The organism is Sabulicella glaciei (assembly GCF_026183895.1).
GTDB lineage: Bacteria > Pseudomonadota > Alphaproteobacteria > Acetobacterales > Acetobacteraceae > Roseococcus > Roseococcus glaciei.
Genome location: NZ_JAPFQI010000010.1, coordinates 86,538 through 103,010, shown reverse-complemented (window position 1 = coordinate 103,010; position 16,473 = coordinate 86,538). Strand labels below are relative to the sequence as shown.

10 protein-coding genes are annotated in these 16,473 nt (G+C 75.7%); 6 read left to right on the top strand and 4 right to left on the bottom strand.

The window, feature by feature from the left end:
• Positions 1 to 142: 142 nt before the first annotated feature.
• From OF850_RS13770 to OF850_RS13755, 4 genes are read left to right on the top strand one after another with little or no spacing between them, the layout of a single operon-like run.
• Positions 143 to 7,186 (top strand): type I polyketide synthase, encoded by a 7,044-nt coding sequence (locus OF850_RS13770; RefSeq protein ID WP_301590790.1) that lies wholly within the window; start codon positions 143 to 145, stop codon positions 7,184 to 7,186.
• Positions 7,183 to 8,478 (top strand): aminotransferase class I/II-fold pyridoxal phosphate-dependent enzyme, encoded by a 1,296-nt coding sequence (locus OF850_RS13765; RefSeq protein ID WP_301590789.1) that lies wholly within the window; start codon positions 7,183 to 7,185, stop codon positions 8,476 to 8,478. Before OF850_RS13770 ends, OF850_RS13765 begins: the two co-directional genes overlap by 4 nt.
• Positions 8,475 to 9,242, top strand: a complete 768-nt coding sequence (locus OF850_RS13760) for a formyltransferase family protein (RefSeq protein WP_301590788.1) — start codon at positions 8,475 to 8,477, stop codon at positions 9,240 to 9,242. Before OF850_RS13765 ends, OF850_RS13760 begins: the two co-directional genes overlap by 4 nt.
• Positions 9,239 to 10,531, top strand: coding sequence for a capsule biosynthesis protein (locus tag OF850_RS13755; protein WP_301590787.1), 1,293 nt, complete (start codon positions 9,239 to 9,241; stop codon positions 10,529 to 10,531). Before OF850_RS13760 ends, OF850_RS13755 begins: the two co-directional genes overlap by 4 nt.
• Here OF850_RS13755 and OF850_RS13750 read toward each other — a convergent pair.
• Positions 10,476 to 11,261 (bottom strand): M23 family metallopeptidase, encoded by a 786-nt coding sequence (locus tag OF850_RS13750; protein WP_301590786.1) that lies wholly within the window; start codon positions 11,259 to 11,261, stop codon positions 10,476 to 10,478. The two genes, OF850_RS13755 and OF850_RS13750, sit on opposite strands and share 56 nt — an antisense overlap.
• Complete coding sequence (gene xseA / locus OF850_RS13745; RefSeq protein WP_301590785.1) at positions 11,261 to 12,754, bottom strand: exodeoxyribonuclease VII large subunit; 1,494 nt, start codon at positions 12,752 to 12,754, stop codon at positions 11,261 to 11,263. The genes OF850_RS13750 and xseA overlap by 1 nt, the downstream gene beginning before the upstream one ends.
• A gap of 43 nt (positions 12,755 to 12,797) precedes the next feature.
• On the opposite strand from xseA, the gene purD reads away from it, so the two are divergent.
• Positions 12,798 to 14,072 (top strand): phosphoribosylamine--glycine ligase, encoded by a 1,275-nt coding sequence (gene purD / locus OF850_RS13740; protein ID WP_301590784.1) that lies wholly within the window; start codon positions 12,798 to 12,800, stop codon positions 14,070 to 14,072.
• Between the two features lie 99 nt (positions 14,073 to 14,171).
• Here the strand turns inward: purD and OF850_RS13735 are convergent, their stop codons facing one another.
• Both OF850_RS13735 and OF850_RS13730 read right to left on the bottom strand, forming a co-directional pair.
• A complete protein-coding gene (locus OF850_RS13735) occupies positions 14,172 to 14,567 on the bottom strand; it encodes an SRPBCC family protein (RefSeq protein ID WP_301590782.1) in 396 nt (131 codons plus the stop codon).
• A 9-nt stretch (positions 14,568 to 14,576) separates the two neighbouring features.
• Positions 14,577 to 15,500 (bottom strand): alpha/beta hydrolase family protein, encoded by a 924-nt coding sequence (locus OF850_RS13730; RefSeq protein WP_301590781.1) that lies wholly within the window; start codon positions 15,498 to 15,500, stop codon positions 14,577 to 14,579.
• A gap of 79 nt (positions 15,501 to 15,579) precedes the next feature.
• Here OF850_RS13730 and OF850_RS13725 point away from each other — a divergent pair, with 79 nt between their 5' ends.
• Positions 15,580 to 16,473, top strand: a complete 894-nt coding sequence (locus tag OF850_RS13725) for an NAD(P)-dependent oxidoreductase (RefSeq protein WP_301590780.1) — start codon at positions 15,580 to 15,582, stop codon at positions 16,471 to 16,473.

Here is a 16,473-nt window from a genome sequence, read left to right as displayed (position 1 = left end):
CCAGGATGGAGGAGCTGTCAACCGCTGGGGGTCGGAAGTTGCAACCCAGGGGCGAAAACCTTTCGCTCGCCTGTTTCCATTGCGGCCCCGTCCCCTTAACCTGTCGTCATTCAATGAACAGTCCGGGGATCCAGGCGCTGGGATGAGCGGGGGCCGAATCCGCAAGCGAAACGGGGCATTCGGCCGGGGGGCCGTTGCCGTGGTGGGGGCGGCTTGCCGCCTGCCCGGCGCACCTGATCGCGCGGCCTTCGCAAGGCTTCTGATGGAGAGAAGGGACGCGGTCACCACCGTGCCCGCCGACCGCTTCTCCCAGGAACGCTTCCTCCATCCTCGCCCCGGCGAACGCGGCCGCGCGCTCCATTTCCAGGCTGGCACGATCGGCGAGGTCCATCGCTTCGACGCCGCCGCCTTCGGCATCTCACCGCGCGAGGCGGAGGAGATGGACCCGCAGCAGCGCCTCCTCCTCGTGCTCGCCCGCCGGGCGTTGGAAGATGCGGGCTGGCCGGAGGACAAGGCGGCCGGGCAGCGCATCGGCGTCTTCGCCGGCGCCTCGACCACGGACTGGTCGGACCTCCGCCAGCACGACATGGGCGGCGGCGACCGCTACGCCATGACGGGTGGCGCCCTGTCCATTCTGGCCAACCGCCTTTCCCACGCCTTCGACTGGCGCGGCCCGGCCATGACGGTGGACACGGCCTGCTCCTCCGGCCTTGTTGCCCTACATCAGGCGATGACGGCGATCCGCGCCGGGCTGCCGGCGGCGCTGGTGGCCGGGGTGAACCTGCTGCTGTCGCCCTTTCCCTTCGGCGGATTCTGGCGCGCGGGCATGCTCAGCCGCCGCGGCCGCTGCCAAGCCTTCGGTGCCGGGGCCGACGGCTACGTGCGCGCCGAGGGCGGGGTGGCGCTGCTGCTGAAGCCGCTGGAGGCGGCGCTGGCCGATGGCGACGCGGTGCGCGGCGTGATCCTGGCCAGCGGGGTGAACGCGGCCGGACGCACCAACGGCATCTCCCTGCCCGACGGCGCCGCCCAGGCCGCGCTGATCGCCGAGACCCTCGCCGCCTCCGGCCTCGCCTCCGACGAGATCGGCTATTTCGAGGCGCACGGCACCGGCACCCCGGTGGGCGACCCGATCGAGGCCGAGGCGATCGCGCACGGGGTCGGCGCGCGGCGCCGCCCGCTCCCGGTCGGCTCGGCCAAGAGCAATATCGGCCACACGGAGGCGGCGTCCGGCCTGGTTGGCGTGCTGAAGGCGCTCGCCGTGCTGGAGAGCGGGCGCATCCCGCCCACACTGCACGCCGACCCGCCCAACCCGGCCATCCCCTTCGCGCGGCTCGGCCTCGCCCCGGCGGTGTCGGCGCGCCGGCTGGCGGGGCGTGGCGTGATGGTGAACGCCTTCGGCTTCGGCGGCACCAATGGCTGCGCCGCCCTGGCCCGCGCGCCGGGACCGGCCCGCCCCCGCGCCGCGAAGGCCGCTTCCCCCGCGCCGCCCCTGCTGCTGTCCGCCCATTCGGAGGCGGCGCTGCGCGGCCTCGCCCGCGCCTGGGAGGCGCTGCCCGCCACCCCCGCCCTGCTGCGCGGCCAGGCCCGGCACCGCGACCTGCGCCCGCATCGCCTCGTCTTGCGCGACCCCGCTGCCCTCGGCCCCTGGCTGCGGGGCGAGGAGGTGCCGGGCGCGGTGTCCGGCCTCGCCGGGCCGGGCGCCGGGGTGGGCTTCGCCTTCAGCGGCAATGGCGCGCAATGGGCCGGGATGGGGCAGGGGCCGATGCGCCATTCCGCCGCCTTCCGCACGGCGGTGGAGGCGGCGGACGCGCATCTCCGCCCCCTGCTCGGCTGGTCGGTGGCAGAAGTGCTGGCGCGCGGCGCCACCGCCGAGGAGGCGGAGGGGACGGACCGCGCCCAGCCGCTGCTCTTTGCGCTGCAGCTCGGCATCGTCGCGGCGCTGGCTGAGGAGGGGATCCGACCCGACCTCGTGCTGGGCCATTCGGTGGGAGAGGTGGCGGCGGCGCAGGTCGCCGGGCTGCTCGCCCCCGCCGAGGCGGCGCGGCTCGTCGCCGTGCGCTCGCGCCACCAGCACGCGACGCGCGGCGCCGGGCGCATGGCCGCCCTCGGCGCCCCGATGGAGGAGGCGGCGCCGGTCCTCGCCGCGCTGGGCCTCGAACTGGCGGCCGAGAACGCCCCCGCTGCCCTCACCGTGGCGGGGGACGAGGCGGCGCTGGAGCGGCTGCGCACCGAGGCCGAGGCGCGGCGCTGGTCCTTCGTGCCGCTCAGCCTTCCCTACGCCTTCCACTCGGCGGCGATGGACCCGGTGCGCGACGCGCTGCTGCGCGACCTCCGGGGGCTGCAGAGCCACGCGCTGCGCCTGCCCATGATCTCCTCCGTTTCGGGCGCGGAACTGCGCGAGGCGCCGGCGGAATACTGGTGGCGCAACCTGCGCGAGCCGGTGCGCTTCCGCGACGCGGCGCGCGAGGTGGCCGCGCGCCGCCCGGCCGTCCTGCTGGAGATCGGGCCGCATCCCATCCTCCAGGCCTATCTGCGCGCGACCACCCGCGCCGCCGGCTGGGACGCCGCGACCTTGCCGACGCTGCGCCGTGCCCCCGAGCCGGAGGCGGCCGACCCTTTCCCTGCCATCGCCGACCGCGCCACCGCCGCCGGGGCCGACCCGCGCGGCGGCCCGGCCTTCGCGGGACCGGCCACGTGGCGCGACCTGCCGCCCCTTCCCATGGAGGGCGAGGCGTTGCGCCCCGCCGCCTCGCCGGAAGCGCGCAGCCTGGTCGTTCCGCACCGCGACGGAAGGCTGCTCGGCTTCCGCCACGACGAGGAAGGCGGCGAGGAATGGCGCCGCAGCCTCGACACGCTGGAGGAGCCGTGGCTGGCCGACCATGCGCTGCGCGAGGGCGTGGTGCTGCCCGCCGCCGCCATGGCCGAGATCGCGCTGGAAGCCGCCGCGCACCGGCACCCCCAGGCCCCGGCGCTGGAACTGCGCGACTTCGCCATCCTCCAGCCCATCCCGCTTTCCGCCGAGACGCCGCGCGAGATCCGCGCCCGGCTGGACGCAGCGGGCGGCTTTTCCCTGGAATCCCGCCGCCGCCTGTCGGGCGAGGCCTGGTCGCGCCATGCCACCGGCCGGGTCGCCGCCCTGCCGGGCCTCGCCGCCCCCGGCCCCGCCACCACCGATGCCCCCTGGCGCGACGGCGCCGCGCTGACGGAGCGGGCGCGGCTGCGCGGCCTCCATTACGGACCCGCCTTCCGCCCGGTCTGGCGCTGGCGCCTGGGCGCCGCGGCCTTGGAAGCCGAGCTGGCCTTGCCGGATGCTGCCCCGCCCGACAGCGACTTCGTGCTGCATCCGGTGCGGCTGGACGGCGTCCTCCAAGCGCTGCTCGGCCTGCCGGGCGAGGGCGACACGGAGGACGGGTTCCTGCCCGTGCGCTTCGGCCGCATCGCCCTGCGGCGCGGCGCCGCCGCCCCGGTGCGGGCGGAGCTTCGCCCCGTCGCGTCCGGCGCCCGCTCCCTCCTGGCCGATGCCGTGCTGCGCGACGCGCTGGGCGAGGCGGTGGCGGTGGTGGAGGCGGCGGAACTGCGCCGCGTCTTCCGGCCCGAGCCGGGGCAGGACCTCCTGTTCCGCGCCGAGATGGTGCCCGCCGCCCCGCCGCCCGCCTTTCCCGCCGCCCCGCCCGTGCTCGACCCGGCGCGCCTCGCCCCCAGGATGGAGGAGGATCTGCGCGAGGCGGCGATGCTGCTCGACGCCTTCGCGGAGGCCGCCCTGGCCGAGGCCGGGCTGGCCACCGCCCCCGGCGCCCTGGCCGAGGCGCTGCGTGCGCGGCTTCCCGACTCCGATGCCACCTCCCTCCCTGCCGCCGGCGACATCTGGGGCGAGGTCTGGGCGGAGCGCCCGGCGCTGGCGCATGAACTCGCCCTGCTGGCCGAGGCGCGCGAGGCGCTGCCGGCCGCGCTGGCGGGCGGCGCCGTCCCGAAGCTGCGCCTTTCGCCGCATGCCGAAAGCCTGCGCCGCCTCGCCGAATGCCTGGCGGAGGAGGCGGCGCGTCTGCTGACCGGCTGGCCCGCCGACCGGCCCTGCCGCGTCCTCGTGGCGGGGGCGGAGGAAGGGCCGCTGCTGCCCGCCTTGCGCCGCGCCCTTCGCTTCCTCGGCCCGGCGCTGCGCCTTTCCCTGGCGCCGCTGCCGGAAGCGCGGCTTCCTTCCGTGCCGCCGGAAACCGGCCTGGTCGAGTGGAGCCCGGCCGCCTCGCCCGAGGCGGAGGCGGAACTCGTGCTGGGGCTTGGCCTGTCCGGCCGCGCCGGCCCGGCCGCGACGATCGCCGCGCGGCTGCGCCCGGCCCTCGCCCCCGGCGGCGCCCTGCTGCTGGCGGAGCCGGCGCCGCACCTGTTCTGGGATCTTTCGGAGGGGCTGCACCCCGACGCCCGTGCCCCCGGCCGCCTCGCGGGGGCGGAGGGCTGGGAGGCGACGCTGCTTCAGGCGGGGCTGGACGGGGTGCGCGCCCTCGCCCTGCCGCCCGTGCCCTGGCCGGCCCTGCTGCTCTGCGGCGCGGCTCCGGCCGGGGCGCGACTCCTGGCCGCCGCGCCGGGGCGCCGCTTCGTGATCTCCCCCGCCCCGGCCACCTCCGGCCTCGCCGCCGCGCTGACGGAAGCGCTGGAAGCCGCGGGCGCCCAGGTTTCGCTGGCGGAAGGCGAACCCGCGCCGCGCCAGCTTCGCGGCGCCGCGCTGGTGGCGCTGCCCGGCTCGGGTCCCGATGCCCTGGCCGCGCTGGGCCGCCTTGCCGCCACGGCCGAAGGTGCTGCCGCTTCCTTCCATCTCGTCGTCCGCGACGGCGAAACGAATCCGGACTCCGCCGCCGCCCTGGCGCTGGGCCGCGTGCTGGCCAACGAGGCGACCCGGCTGAAGCCGCGCCGGCACGACCTGTCCCCCCGGCTGTCCCCCGAGGAAGCGGGCCGCGCCCTCGCCGCCGCCCTGCTCGCCCCGCCGGATGGGGAGGGGGAGCAGCGCGTGACGCCGGCGGGGCGCCTGGTCCCGCGCCTGCGCGCCGGGTTGGCCGAGGCGCCCCGGTCCGCGACGCTGCGGCTGGAGGCGGCCCGGCCCGGGCGGCTGGACAGCCTCGCCTGGCGCCCCGCCGCCCTGCCGGAACCCGGGCCGGGCGAAATCCGCATTGCAGTCGCCGCCGCCGGGCTGAATTTCCGCGACGTGCTCTGGGCGCAAAACCTCCTGCCCGAGGAGGCGCTGCTGCCGGGCTTCGCCGGGCCGGGGCTGGGCATGGAGGTGGCGGGCACGGTCGAGGCGGTGGGCGAGGGCGCGCCCTTCCGCCCGGGGGACCGGGTCTTTGGCGTCGCGCCGCGCGGCCTCGCCACCCATGCCGTCACCGGCGCCGCCGCCCTGGCCCCGCTGCCGCCCGGCCTGTCGATGGAGGCGGCGGCGGCGCTGCCCGTGGCCTTCCTGACGGCGCTGCATGCGCTGGAGGAACTCGGCCGCGTCGAGGCGGGCGACCGGGTGCTGATCCATGGCGGGGCGGGGGCGGTCGGCCTTGCCGCGCTGCAGGTGGCGCTGGCGCGCGGCGCCCGCGTCGCCGCCACCGCCGGCACCCCTTCCCGCCGTGCCCTCCTGCGCGCCGCGGGGGCGGAACTGGCGCTGGACAGCCGCGACGCCTCCTTCGCCGATGCGCTGCGCCTCCACTGGGAAACCGCGCCGGGCGAGGGCTGCGTGGATGTCTGCCTGAACTCCCTGGCCAGCGAGGCGATGGAGCGCTCCCTTGGCCTCATGGCGCCCTTTGGCCGTTTCCTGGAGCTGGGCAAGCGCGACTTCGCCGAGGCGACGCGGGTGGCGCTGCGCCCGCTGCGCCGCAACGTCGCCTGGTTCGCCGTGGATCTGGACGAGCTGGCCCGCGCCCGGCCGGCGGTCGCCGCGCGCCACATGGCGACGCTGACCCGCCGCTTCGCCGAAGGGGAGTTTCTCCCCCTGCCGGTGCGCGCCCACCCGGCCGAGGAAGCGGAGGAAGCGTTCCGGCGCCTCCAGGCCGGCGGCCACATCGGCAAGCTTGTGATCCGCCCGCCCGCCCCTGCTCCCACGGCGCCCCGCGCCTGGTCGGTCGAGGGGACGGCCGTGGTGACCGGCGGCACGGGCGGTTTCGGGCTGGAGGCGGCGGTGGCGCTGGCGCGGGCCGGGGTGCGGCACTTCGCCCTCCTTTCCCGGCGCGGCGCGGGGACGCCCGGCATCGCGGAGGGGCTGGCGCGGCTGGAGGCATTGGGGGCGGAGGCGCGGGTTCTCGCCGCCGACGCCGCCGACCGCGACAGCCTCGCCGCCGCCCTGGCGGAGATTCGGCGCGACCTGCCGCCCATCGCCCACGTAGTCCACGCCGCCGCGGTCTTCGCCGACGCGCTGGCCGCGCGCATGGACGAGACGAAGCTGCGCGCCGTGTGGGACAGCAAGGTGACGGCAGCGCTGCAGCTGGACGCGCTGACGGCGGGCGACGCGCTGCACTCCTTCGTCCTTTTCTCCTCCGCCACCGTGCCGATCGGCGCGCCGGGGCAGGGGGGCTACGTCGCCGCCAATGCGGGGCTGGAGGCCATCGCGCGCAGCCGCCGCGCGCGGGGCCTGCCGGCGCTGGCCGTGCAATGGGGGCCGATCGCCGATGCCGGGGCCCTGTCCGCCGATGGCGGCGCCGCCCTGTCGCACCGGCTGGGCGCCAGGCCCATGGCGGCCGCCGAGGCGCTGTCCTTCCTGCCGCGGCTCCTTGCCGGGCCGGATGCGGTGGTGGCGGTGGCGCGGCTCGACTGGGGTGGCGCCCGCCGTTCCCTGCCCGTCCTGGCCGAGGCACCCTTCCATGCCCTGGCCGGCGAGGCTGCGCCGGAGAACGAGGAGGGCGAGGACATCGCCGCCCTGCTGCGTCGCCTGGGTCCGGAGGAGGCGCTGGAGGCGCTGCGCCGGGGCATCGGGCGCGAGGTGGCGCGCATCCTGCGCCTGCCCGAGGGCGCGGTGGCGGCGCAGGCCCCCTTGCAGCGCCTGGGCGTCGACTCGCTGGGCGGGCTGGAACTCCGCACGGCGCTGGAGCGCCGCTTTTCCGCCGCCCTGCCGCTCGAGGGGCTTTCCGAGGAACTGACCGTGGACCTTCTCGCACGGCGCCTGCTCGCCGGGGCCGCCACCTTGCCGGACGCCGCCTCCCGGCCGGAGGCGGCGGAGTGATCCGCCGCGGCCTGTCCCCCGAAGCGCGCGCCAGCCTGCTGGGTCGCTTCTGCACGGGCGGCGGGGCGCCCGCCCCGTCCGGCTCCCCGGCGCGCGACTTCGCGACCCTGCCCAATGCGCGCGAGCTGGCGGAGGCGCGGCGCCTCGGCCAGCGGCACAATCTCAGCAACCCGTTCTTTCAGCCGCATGACGGCGTGGCCGGCGCCCGCACCCGCATCGCGGGGCGGGAGATGCTGAACTTCGCCTCCTACAACTACCTGGGCCTCAACGGCGACCCGCGGGTGAACCTGGCGGCGGCGGAGGCGCTGGCGCTGCACGGAAGCTCCGCCTCCGCCTCGCGCATGGTGTCGGGAGAACGGCCCGTCCACGCGCAGCTCGAAGCCGCGCTGGCCCGCAACTACGGGGCGGAGGAGGCGCTGGTGCTCGTTTCCGGCCATGCCACCAACGTTTCGGTGATCGGCCATCTGCTCGGGCCGGACGACCTCGTGGTCCACGACCAGCTGATCCACAATTCCTGCGCCGAGGGGATGCGGCTTTCCGGCGCGCGGCGCGTCGCCTTTCCGCACAACGACCCGGAGGCGGCGGAACGCGCCCTGGCCGGGGCGCGGGCGCGGCACAAGCGGGCGCTCCTGCTGATCGAGGGCCACTACTCCATGGACGGCACCGTGCCCGACCTCGCGCGGTTCCGCGACATGGCGCGGCGCCACGATGCCTGGCTGATGGTGGACGAGGCGCATGGGCTGGGCTGCCTGGGCCCCACCGGGCGCGGCGTGTGGGAGGCGCAAGGCGTCTCGCCCGACGCGGCCGATATCTGGATGGGCACGCTCAGCAAGACGCTCGCCTCCTGCGGCGGCTTCATCGCCGGGTCGCGGGCGCTGGTGGACTGGCTGCGCCACACCCTGCCGGGCTTCGTGTATTCCGTGGGCCTGCCGCCCCCCATGGCAGCGGCGGCGGAATGCGCGCTGCGGCTCATGGAGGAGGAGCCCTGGCGCGTGGAACGGCTGCAGCGCAACACGCGGCGCTTCCGCGCGGCGCTCCAGGCGCGCGGCTTCGACACGGGCGGCTCGACGGGCGGGTCCATCGTGCCGGTGATCCTCGGCTCCTCGCTGCGCGCCGTGCGCCTCGCCGAGAAGATGGCGGCGCAGGGCATCAACGTGCAGCCCATCGCCTTTCCCGTGGTGCCGGAAGGCCAGGCGCGGCTGCGCTTCTTCCTGTCCTCCGAGCACGAGGAGTCCGAGCTGGACGAGGCCGCCGAGGCGCTGGGCCGCGCGGCGCGCGAGGTGGCGGCGTGAGGCCATGCATCGCGCTCTTCACGCTCGAAGGCGCAGCCAGTGCCGAGGCGGCGCTGCGCTTCGCCGAGACCCACGCGGATCGCATCGCCCTGGTCGGCTGGTCCTCGCCCTTTCGCGCCGGGCGGGCGCTGAGCCGGGCGCTGCGGCGCGGCGGGCCGGGGCTGCTGCCCTATCTGTTCGTGAACCACGCCCTGCCGGCGCTGTCCGGCCGCCCCGGCCTCGCCGCCTTGTGCCGCGGGCGCGGCATCCCCGCCCTGCGCCTGGGCGACGAAGCGGCGACGATCCGGGCGCTGCGCGACAGCGGGGCCGAGCTGCTGGTCTCCTTCCACCTGGACCGCATCCTGTCCCCCGCCCTCCTTGCCGTGCCGAGGCTGGGGGGGGTCAACGTGCATCCCTCGCTGCTGCCGCGGCATCGCGGCCCCATCCCCGCCTTCCATGGCCTGGCCGAGGGGCGGACCGGCGTGTCGGTCCACGCGCTCACGCCGGAGGTGGATGCGGGCGGGATCTGGGCGCAGCGGGAGGTGGCGCTGCCGCCGGGGCTTTCCGCCTCCGCCGCCGCACGCAACCTGCACCTCGCCGCCCTGCCGCTGCTGGAGGAGGCGATCGCCCGCATCGCCGCGGGGGAAGCGCCGCCGGAGCCCCCGCCGCGCCTGCCCTACGCCCCCTGGCCCGACCGCGCTGCCCGCCGCCGCGCCGGCGTGCCCCTCTTGCGGCTTTCCGACATCGGCGCCGCCTGGCGCGCCCCGGCCGGGGGGTGGCGGTGAGGCGCTCCTTCCTGTTCCTCCAGGGGCCGACCAGCCCCTTCTTTCGCGAACTGGGCGCCGCGCTGGCTTCGCGCGGCCACGCGGTCCGGCGCATCAACCTGTGCCTGGGCGACCGGCTCTTCTGGAAGGACGAGCGCTCGGAGGATTTCACCGGCCGCGCCCGGGACTGGCCGTGTTTCCTCGAATCCCGCCTCGGGGGCGTGACGGATCTCGTCCTGCTCGGCGAGCAGCGGCCGCTGCACCGCGCCGCCATCCTCGCCGCCCAGGCGCGCGGCATCGCGGTGACGGTGACGGATTTCGGCTATCTTCGCCCCGACTGGATCGTGCTGGAGCGGGACGGGATGAACGCCCTGTCGCGCTTTCCCCGCGACCGCGCCGGCATCCTCGCCCTGGCGGCCGAGGCGCCACCACTGGACACGGCGCTGCGCCATCCGGGGCGCTTCGCCCTGCTGGCGCGGGGCGACATGGCGTTCCACCTCGCCTCCGCCATGCCCTGGCCCTTCCCGCACTGGCGCAGCTTCGCGGTCCACTCGCCCTTCCTGTCCTACCCGGCGACGGGGCTGCGCCTGCTGCTGCGGGGCCGGGAGACGCGGCGCGCCCAGGAATTCGTGGCGTCCATCCCGGCGGAGGCGCCGGTCTTCCTTTTCGCCATGCAGATGGAAACGGACTATTCCATCCGTGCCTATTCGCCCTTCCCGGACATGGACACGCCGCTGCGCGCCGCCATCCGCTCCTTCGCGCGCGAGGCCCCGGCGGAGGCCCGGCTGCTGGTGAAGCCGCACCCCTACGATGCCGGGCTGAAATCCTGGCGCGTCCGCGTCTCGGCCATGGCGCGGGAAGCGGGGGTGGCGGACCGCGTCGCGCTGGTGGACGGCATCCCGCTCGACCCACTGCTGGAGCGCGCGGCCGGGCTCGTCACGGTGAACAGCACCACCGGCATCCGCGCCCTGCAACTCGGCCGTCCCGTGCTGGCGATGGGCGAGGCGCTGTGGGACGTGGAGGGGCTGGCGCACCGGGGCGGGCTGGACTCGTTCTGGGCGGCGCCGCAAGGCCCGGATCCGGTGCTGGCCGATGCCTTCCTGCGCGGCATCGCGCACCACCTGCATATCCGCGGCGACTATTACGAGCCGGGCGGGCGCCGCGCCGCCGTGGCAGCGGCGACCGAGCGGCTGGAGGCGGGCGCCGGCCCGCCGGAGGTCGCCGCCCCGCCGCGCCCGCGCCTCGTCGTTTCGGTTACGCCGGAAGCAGCGGCTGCGGGTCCAGCCATACGGGCCCGAGCCCCAGGCTGAAATGGAGGTGCGGGCCGGTGACGCGGCCTGTCGCCCCGATATCGGCGATGCGCTGGCCCTGGCGCACCTCCTCCCCCGCGCCGACATGCTGCGCCGAAAGATGGGCGTAGAGCGTGTGGACGGCGTGGCCGTGCTCGACGACCAGGAGGCGGCCGAAGAAGTGGAAGTCGCCCGCCAGCGTCACCCGCCCGGCAGCGGCGGCCAGGACCGGCGTTCCCACCGGCCCCGCCACGTCCAGCCCATAATGCGGGGCGCGGGGCTGGCCGTTCAGCACGCGCTGCGAGCCGAAGACGCCGCTGACCCGCCCGCGCGCCGGCCAGGCGAAGCCCCCGGCGAAATCCGTGCGCTCGGAGGCGAGGGCGCGGGCGCGGGCCAACTCCTCCCGCTCGCGCGTGATGCGGCGCAGCGCCTCGGCATCGGGCGTCACCTGGGCGGGGGGCAGGCCGGAGATGTGCTGCACGTCCCATTCGCGCGGCCGCACCGGCAGTTCCTGCGCCGCGCCGTCCACGGAAAGCACGGCGCGCGGCCCGTGGTCGCGCCCGAAGCCCAGGGCGAAGAATCCCTCGGGCGAGACGCGCACCGGGCGCCCGTCCAGCGCGACGCGCCGCCCGGCCGCGCCGCTGCCTAGCACCAGCGCCCCCTGGGTGGGGGCGGAATGCAGCGTCACCGCTGCCCATGCCGGCCGCGCGAGGAGCAGGCCAGGCAAGGCGAGAAGGATCCGGCGATGCATCAGAACAGCCTCCCCTGGCGGTCGCTTTCCTCGCGCACCGTGGCGCTGCCATCGGCGAAGACGAGGGTGAGCTTCTCCCCGCGCTTCAACGCCGCGGCCTCGGTGACGGCGGCACCGCCGGCGCGCTGCACCAGGGCGAAGCCGCGCCGAAGCACGGAATTGTAGCTCACCGCCTCCAGCGCCGCCGACAGCGCCTCCAGCCGCGCCCGCGCCTCCCGCCCCGGCCGCCCGTCCGAGCCCAGCGCCTCCAGCCGCGCCCCGAGGTCGCGCAGGCGGTCATGGCCGGCGCGCAGCCGCGCCTGGATGGGAGCGGGGGACAGGCGCTGGATGGCGGGGGCGGAGCAGCGGCGCTGATGGGCCTGGCCCCAGGCGGCGTGGAGCTTGCCCGCCGTCTCGCCCAGCGTGCCGCGCTTCGCCGCGATCACCTCGCGCGGGTGGCGCAGCGCCCCGGCGAGGCGCGACAGGACGAGGCGGCGCCCGTCCAGGAAGCGGGGCAGGGCGCCGTCCAGTCGCTCCGCCCGCTCGTCCAGGCGCTGGCGGGCGTTGGAGACGAGCGAGGGCAGGTCGGGCAGGCCGCGCCCGGCGACGCGCAGCCGCAGCCGCGCATCGCCCAGGCAGGAATCCGCGCGCCCTTTGAGCCGCGCCCCAAGCTGGGCAAGGCCGGCCGCCATCTCGTCGCGCGAGGGGACGGCCATCTCGGCGGCGGCGGTCGGCGTCGGGGCGCGGCGATCGGCGGCGAAGTCGATCAGCGTGGTGTCCGTCTCGTGCCCCACGGCCGAGATTAGCGGGATCGTGCATTCCGCCGCCGCACGCACCACCGCCTCCTCGTTGAAGGCCATCAAATCCTCCAGCGAGCCGCCGCCGCGCGCGACGATGATGACGTCCGGGCGCGGCACCGCGCCCCCCGCGGCCAGGAGGGAGAAGCCGCGGATCGCCGCCGCCACCTGCTCCGCCGCCGCGGCGCCCTGCACCTGCACCGGCCACAGGATGACCCGGCGCGGGAAGCGCCGCGCCAGCGTGGTGCGGATGTCCTGGATCACCGCGCCGCTTTCGCTGGTGACGACGCCGATCACCTCGGGCAGCAGGGGCAGGGGGCGGCGGCGCTCGAACAGCCCTTCTTCCTGGAGGCGCTGGCGCAGCATCTCGATGCGCTTCAGCAGCGCGCCCTCGCCCGCGTATTCCAGCCGCTCGATGATGAGCTGGTACTTGGAGCGGTCGGCGTAGGTGGAGATGCGGCCGGTGGCGATCACCTCCACCCCGTTCTCGGGCTTGAGGCCGACGCGCGGCACGGTGCCCTTCCACACCACGGCCTCGACCTTGGCCTGGCCATCCTTCAGCGACAGGTAGACGTGGCCCGAGGAATAGGGCTTCACCTCCGTCATCTCGCCGCGCACGCGGATGCGCCCAAAGGCGGATTCCAGGGTGCGCTTGATGGCGCCGCCCAATTCGCCCACACCGTATTCGGGAATGTTGCCGCTGGCGCCGTCCATCATGCGTCCTCTTACCGCCGCGGCGTCCGAATGCGGAGTGGTCTCAATGAACATCCTCGTCGTCGGCTCGGGCGGGCGGGAGCACGCGCTGTGCTGGAAGCTCGCCCGGTCGCCGCTGCTCAGCAAGCTGTGGTGCGCGCCGGGCAATCCCGGCATCGCCGCGGTGGCGGAATGCGTGGAGGTCGGCGCGACCGACATCGAGGCGCTGGTCGCCTTCGCGCGCGACCATGCGGTGGACCTCGTGGTGGCAGGGCCGGAGGCCCCGCTGACGCTGGGCCTCGCCGATCGCTGCGCGGCGGCGGGCATCCCCTGCTTCGGCCCCTCCGCCGAGGCGGCGCGGCTCGAGGGCTCCAAGAGCTTCTTCAAGGAGATCGCCTTGGCCGCCGGCGCCCCCACGGCGCGCCACGCCGAGTTCACCGATGCCGCGGCCGCGCGCGAATACATCCGGCGCGAGGGCACGCCCATCGTGGTGAAGGCCGATGGGCTGGCCGCCGGCAAGGGCGTGGTGGTGGCGACGAGCGTGGCGGAGGCGGAGGAGGCCATCGCCGATTTCATGGAGCGCCGCATCCACGGCGATTCCGGTGCACGCGTAGTCGTCGAGGAATTCCTGGACGGCGAGGAGGTGTCCTTCTTCGCCCTGTGCGACGGCACGCGCGCCGTTCCCTTGCAGGGCGCGCAGGACCACAAGCGCGCGGGCGACGGCGACACCGGGCCGAACACGGGCGGCATGGGCGCCTATTCCCCCGCCCCGGCCTTCACGCCGGAGATGCAGGGGGCGGTGATGGAGTCCTGCATCGCCCCCGTCCTGGCCGAGATGGCGCGGCGCGGGTCGCACTTCCGCGGCGTGCTCTTCGCCGGGCTGATGCTGACGGCGCAGGGGCCGAAGCTGCTGGAGTTCAACGTCCGCTTCGGCGACCCGGAATGCCAGGCGCTGATGCTGCGCCTCGAATCCGACCTGCTTCCCGCGCTGCTCGCCGCCGCGCGCGGCGACCTGTCGGGCGTGGCGCTCGAATGGTCGCCGGAGCCCTCGCTGCTGGTGGTCCTGGCGGCGGAGAACTACCCCGGCACGCCGCGCACCGGCACGGTGATCGGCGGGCTGGCGGAGGCCGCCGCCGTGCCCGGCGTATCCGTGTTCCACGCCGGCACGAAGGCGGGGCCGGACGGGGCGGTCCTGGCCGCCGGCGGGCGCGTGCTGGGCATCGGCGCGCGGGCCGCCACGCTGCGGGAGGCGCGGGACGCGGCCTATCGCGCCGTGGACGCGATAAACTGGCCCGAGGGGTTCTGCCGCCGCGACATCGGCTGGCGGGCGCTCGGGCGCTGAAGCATTTTCAAGCCGAGCGGAATCGCTTAGCGACTCGAAAAATGCGTGCAAACAATAGGCTAGATTCGTTTTGCCGCATCCGGATGTGGCGAAACGGGCCTAGCCCCCGGCCCAGTCCCGCAGCGCCTGGAGGTCGCGCCGCATCCAGGCGAAGTCGGCCTCGAACTGCTCGTCCGTCATGCCCGGCTGCCGGAACAGGGTGAGCATCACCTCCGCCCCCGCCCCGTTCGGCACCACCCGCATCGGGACATGGATCACCGACCCGTCGCCCGTATCCACGAAGTGGTCCATGACGCCGAAGGCGTTGTGGCCGGTGAAATGGATGCGGACCGGCCCCTCCGGGCCTTGCGCCGTCCACGCATCGCCCTCCGGCTGCAGGGTGGACCGGCTCAGCCCGGAGGCCCAGCGCGGAAAGCATTCCGGCCGCCAGATCGCCTCGTAGAGTTCCCGCCAGGGGCGGTTGACCGAGACGCTGACCGTCCGCGCGTCCAGCATGCGCGGTGCTTACCCCACCCAGTCCTTGGTGGTCAGCCGGTCGCCGGGCTGAAGCAAGGCACTCGCGCCGCGCCCGATCTCCGCCGCCGCCTCGGCATCGGCCAGCAGCGCGGCGCGCAGGAACAGCACGGCGAGCGCGGCGGTGCGGGCATGGAAGGTGGGCGCGACATGGCCTGCCCCAGCCTCCTCCCGCCCCGCAAAGGCGAGGTGCCCGGCCCCGGCGAAGATGGCGGCCGCCTGCGGCGTGCCCGCGATGGCCTCGAAGATGGCCAGCCTTTCCTCCGGCCCGGCGCGGTCCAGCAGCGTCCGGTCCTCCGTGCCCGTGATGTGCAGCAACGGCACGCGGATGGCGTTCGCGGCGGGCGGGCCGAAGAAGCCCAGAACGGGGGAAAGCAAGATGCCGGCGCGCAGCCTTGCGTCGGGAATGCGGGGCAGGGAGAGCGGCAGGGCCTGGCCCAGCGCGTGCTGCGCGGTCCAGGAGCCGAAGGAATGCCCGGCGATGGCGATGCGCGCGGGGTCGATCCGCGCGCCCAGTCTCCGCTGCGCCTCGTCGAGCGCGAAGGGCACGTCCAGCAGACGGTTCGCCGCCACCAGCGGGTCGCGCCCCGCGTTGCGCATGCCCGAGACCGGATCGGAAGCGCCGCGCCAGATCGCGCTGTCGCTGCCCAGGTGCTGCAGATGCACCGCGATGAAGCCCGCAGCCGCCATGGCCTGGCCCAGAAAGGCCATCCCTTCGCGCGAGCCGCCGAGGCCGTGCGAGACGAGCACGAGCGGCGCGGGCGCCTCGCCCGCCGGAAGGCGCAGGAGCACCGGCACGTCGCGGTCCCGCGCCGCATCGCGCCAGGTTTCACGCCGCTCCGCCGCAGCGGCGGCACCGGCAGCGGCGGGAAGGATGAAGGGCAGGCTCATGGCGAGGCGGCGGGGCGGCGTCATCCCGCCCCCAACGCGCCGGGCTTCGCGCGGCTGCCCCGAGGGGCCATGCTGACACGAAGCTTTCACGAGGGGGATTCGGATGGAACGGGTGGGATTCATCGGGCTGGGCAACATGGGCCGGCCCATGGCGGCCAATATCCGCCGGCGGCAATTTCCGATGACGGTGTTTGACCTCGCGCCCGGCCCCGTCGCCGCGCTGACCGAGCTGGGCGCCGAATCGGCGCCCGATGCCGGCGCGGTGGCGCGGGCCAGCGACGTGGTCATCACCATGCTGCCCGGCCCGCGCGAGGTGTCCTCCACCGTGCTCGGCCCGGTGCTGGACAACGCAAAACCGGGCGCGCTGGTGCTCGACATGTCCACGGTGGACCCGGAAACCACGGACGCGCTGGCCAAGGCTTGCGCCGAGCGCGGGCTGGGCTTCGTGGACGCGCCGGTCGGCCGCCTCGCCGCCCATGCGGAGCGGGGCGAGAGCCTGTTCATGGTCGGCGGCTCCGACGCCGACGTGGCGCGGGCACGGCCGCTGCTGGAGGCGATGGGGAGCACCATCCACCATTGCGGCGGGCCGGGTGCCGGGACGCGCACCAAGCTGGTGAACAACTACCTCGCCATCCTGCTCTGCCAGATGAACGCGGAAGCGCTGAGCCTCGCCACCGCCTTCGGCCTGGACCTGTCCAAGACGCTGGAGGTGCTGCACGGCACCACCGCCACCAACGGGCAGCTCCTGGTGAACTGGCCCAACAAGGTGCTGAAGGGCGACGTGCAGCCCGGCTTCGCCATCGACCTCGCGCACAAGGATCTGTCGCTGATCCTGGGCGCGGCGAACGCGGCGCGGGTGCCGCTGCCCATGGCGGCGGCGGGGCGCGAGGCCTTCACCGCGGCGCGGGCGCGCGGCATGGGCGGGCAGGATTTCTCCTCCATGCTGGACGCGCAATGCGCCGCCGCGGGGGTCGCGCCGCCGCGCCTCCCACGCTGA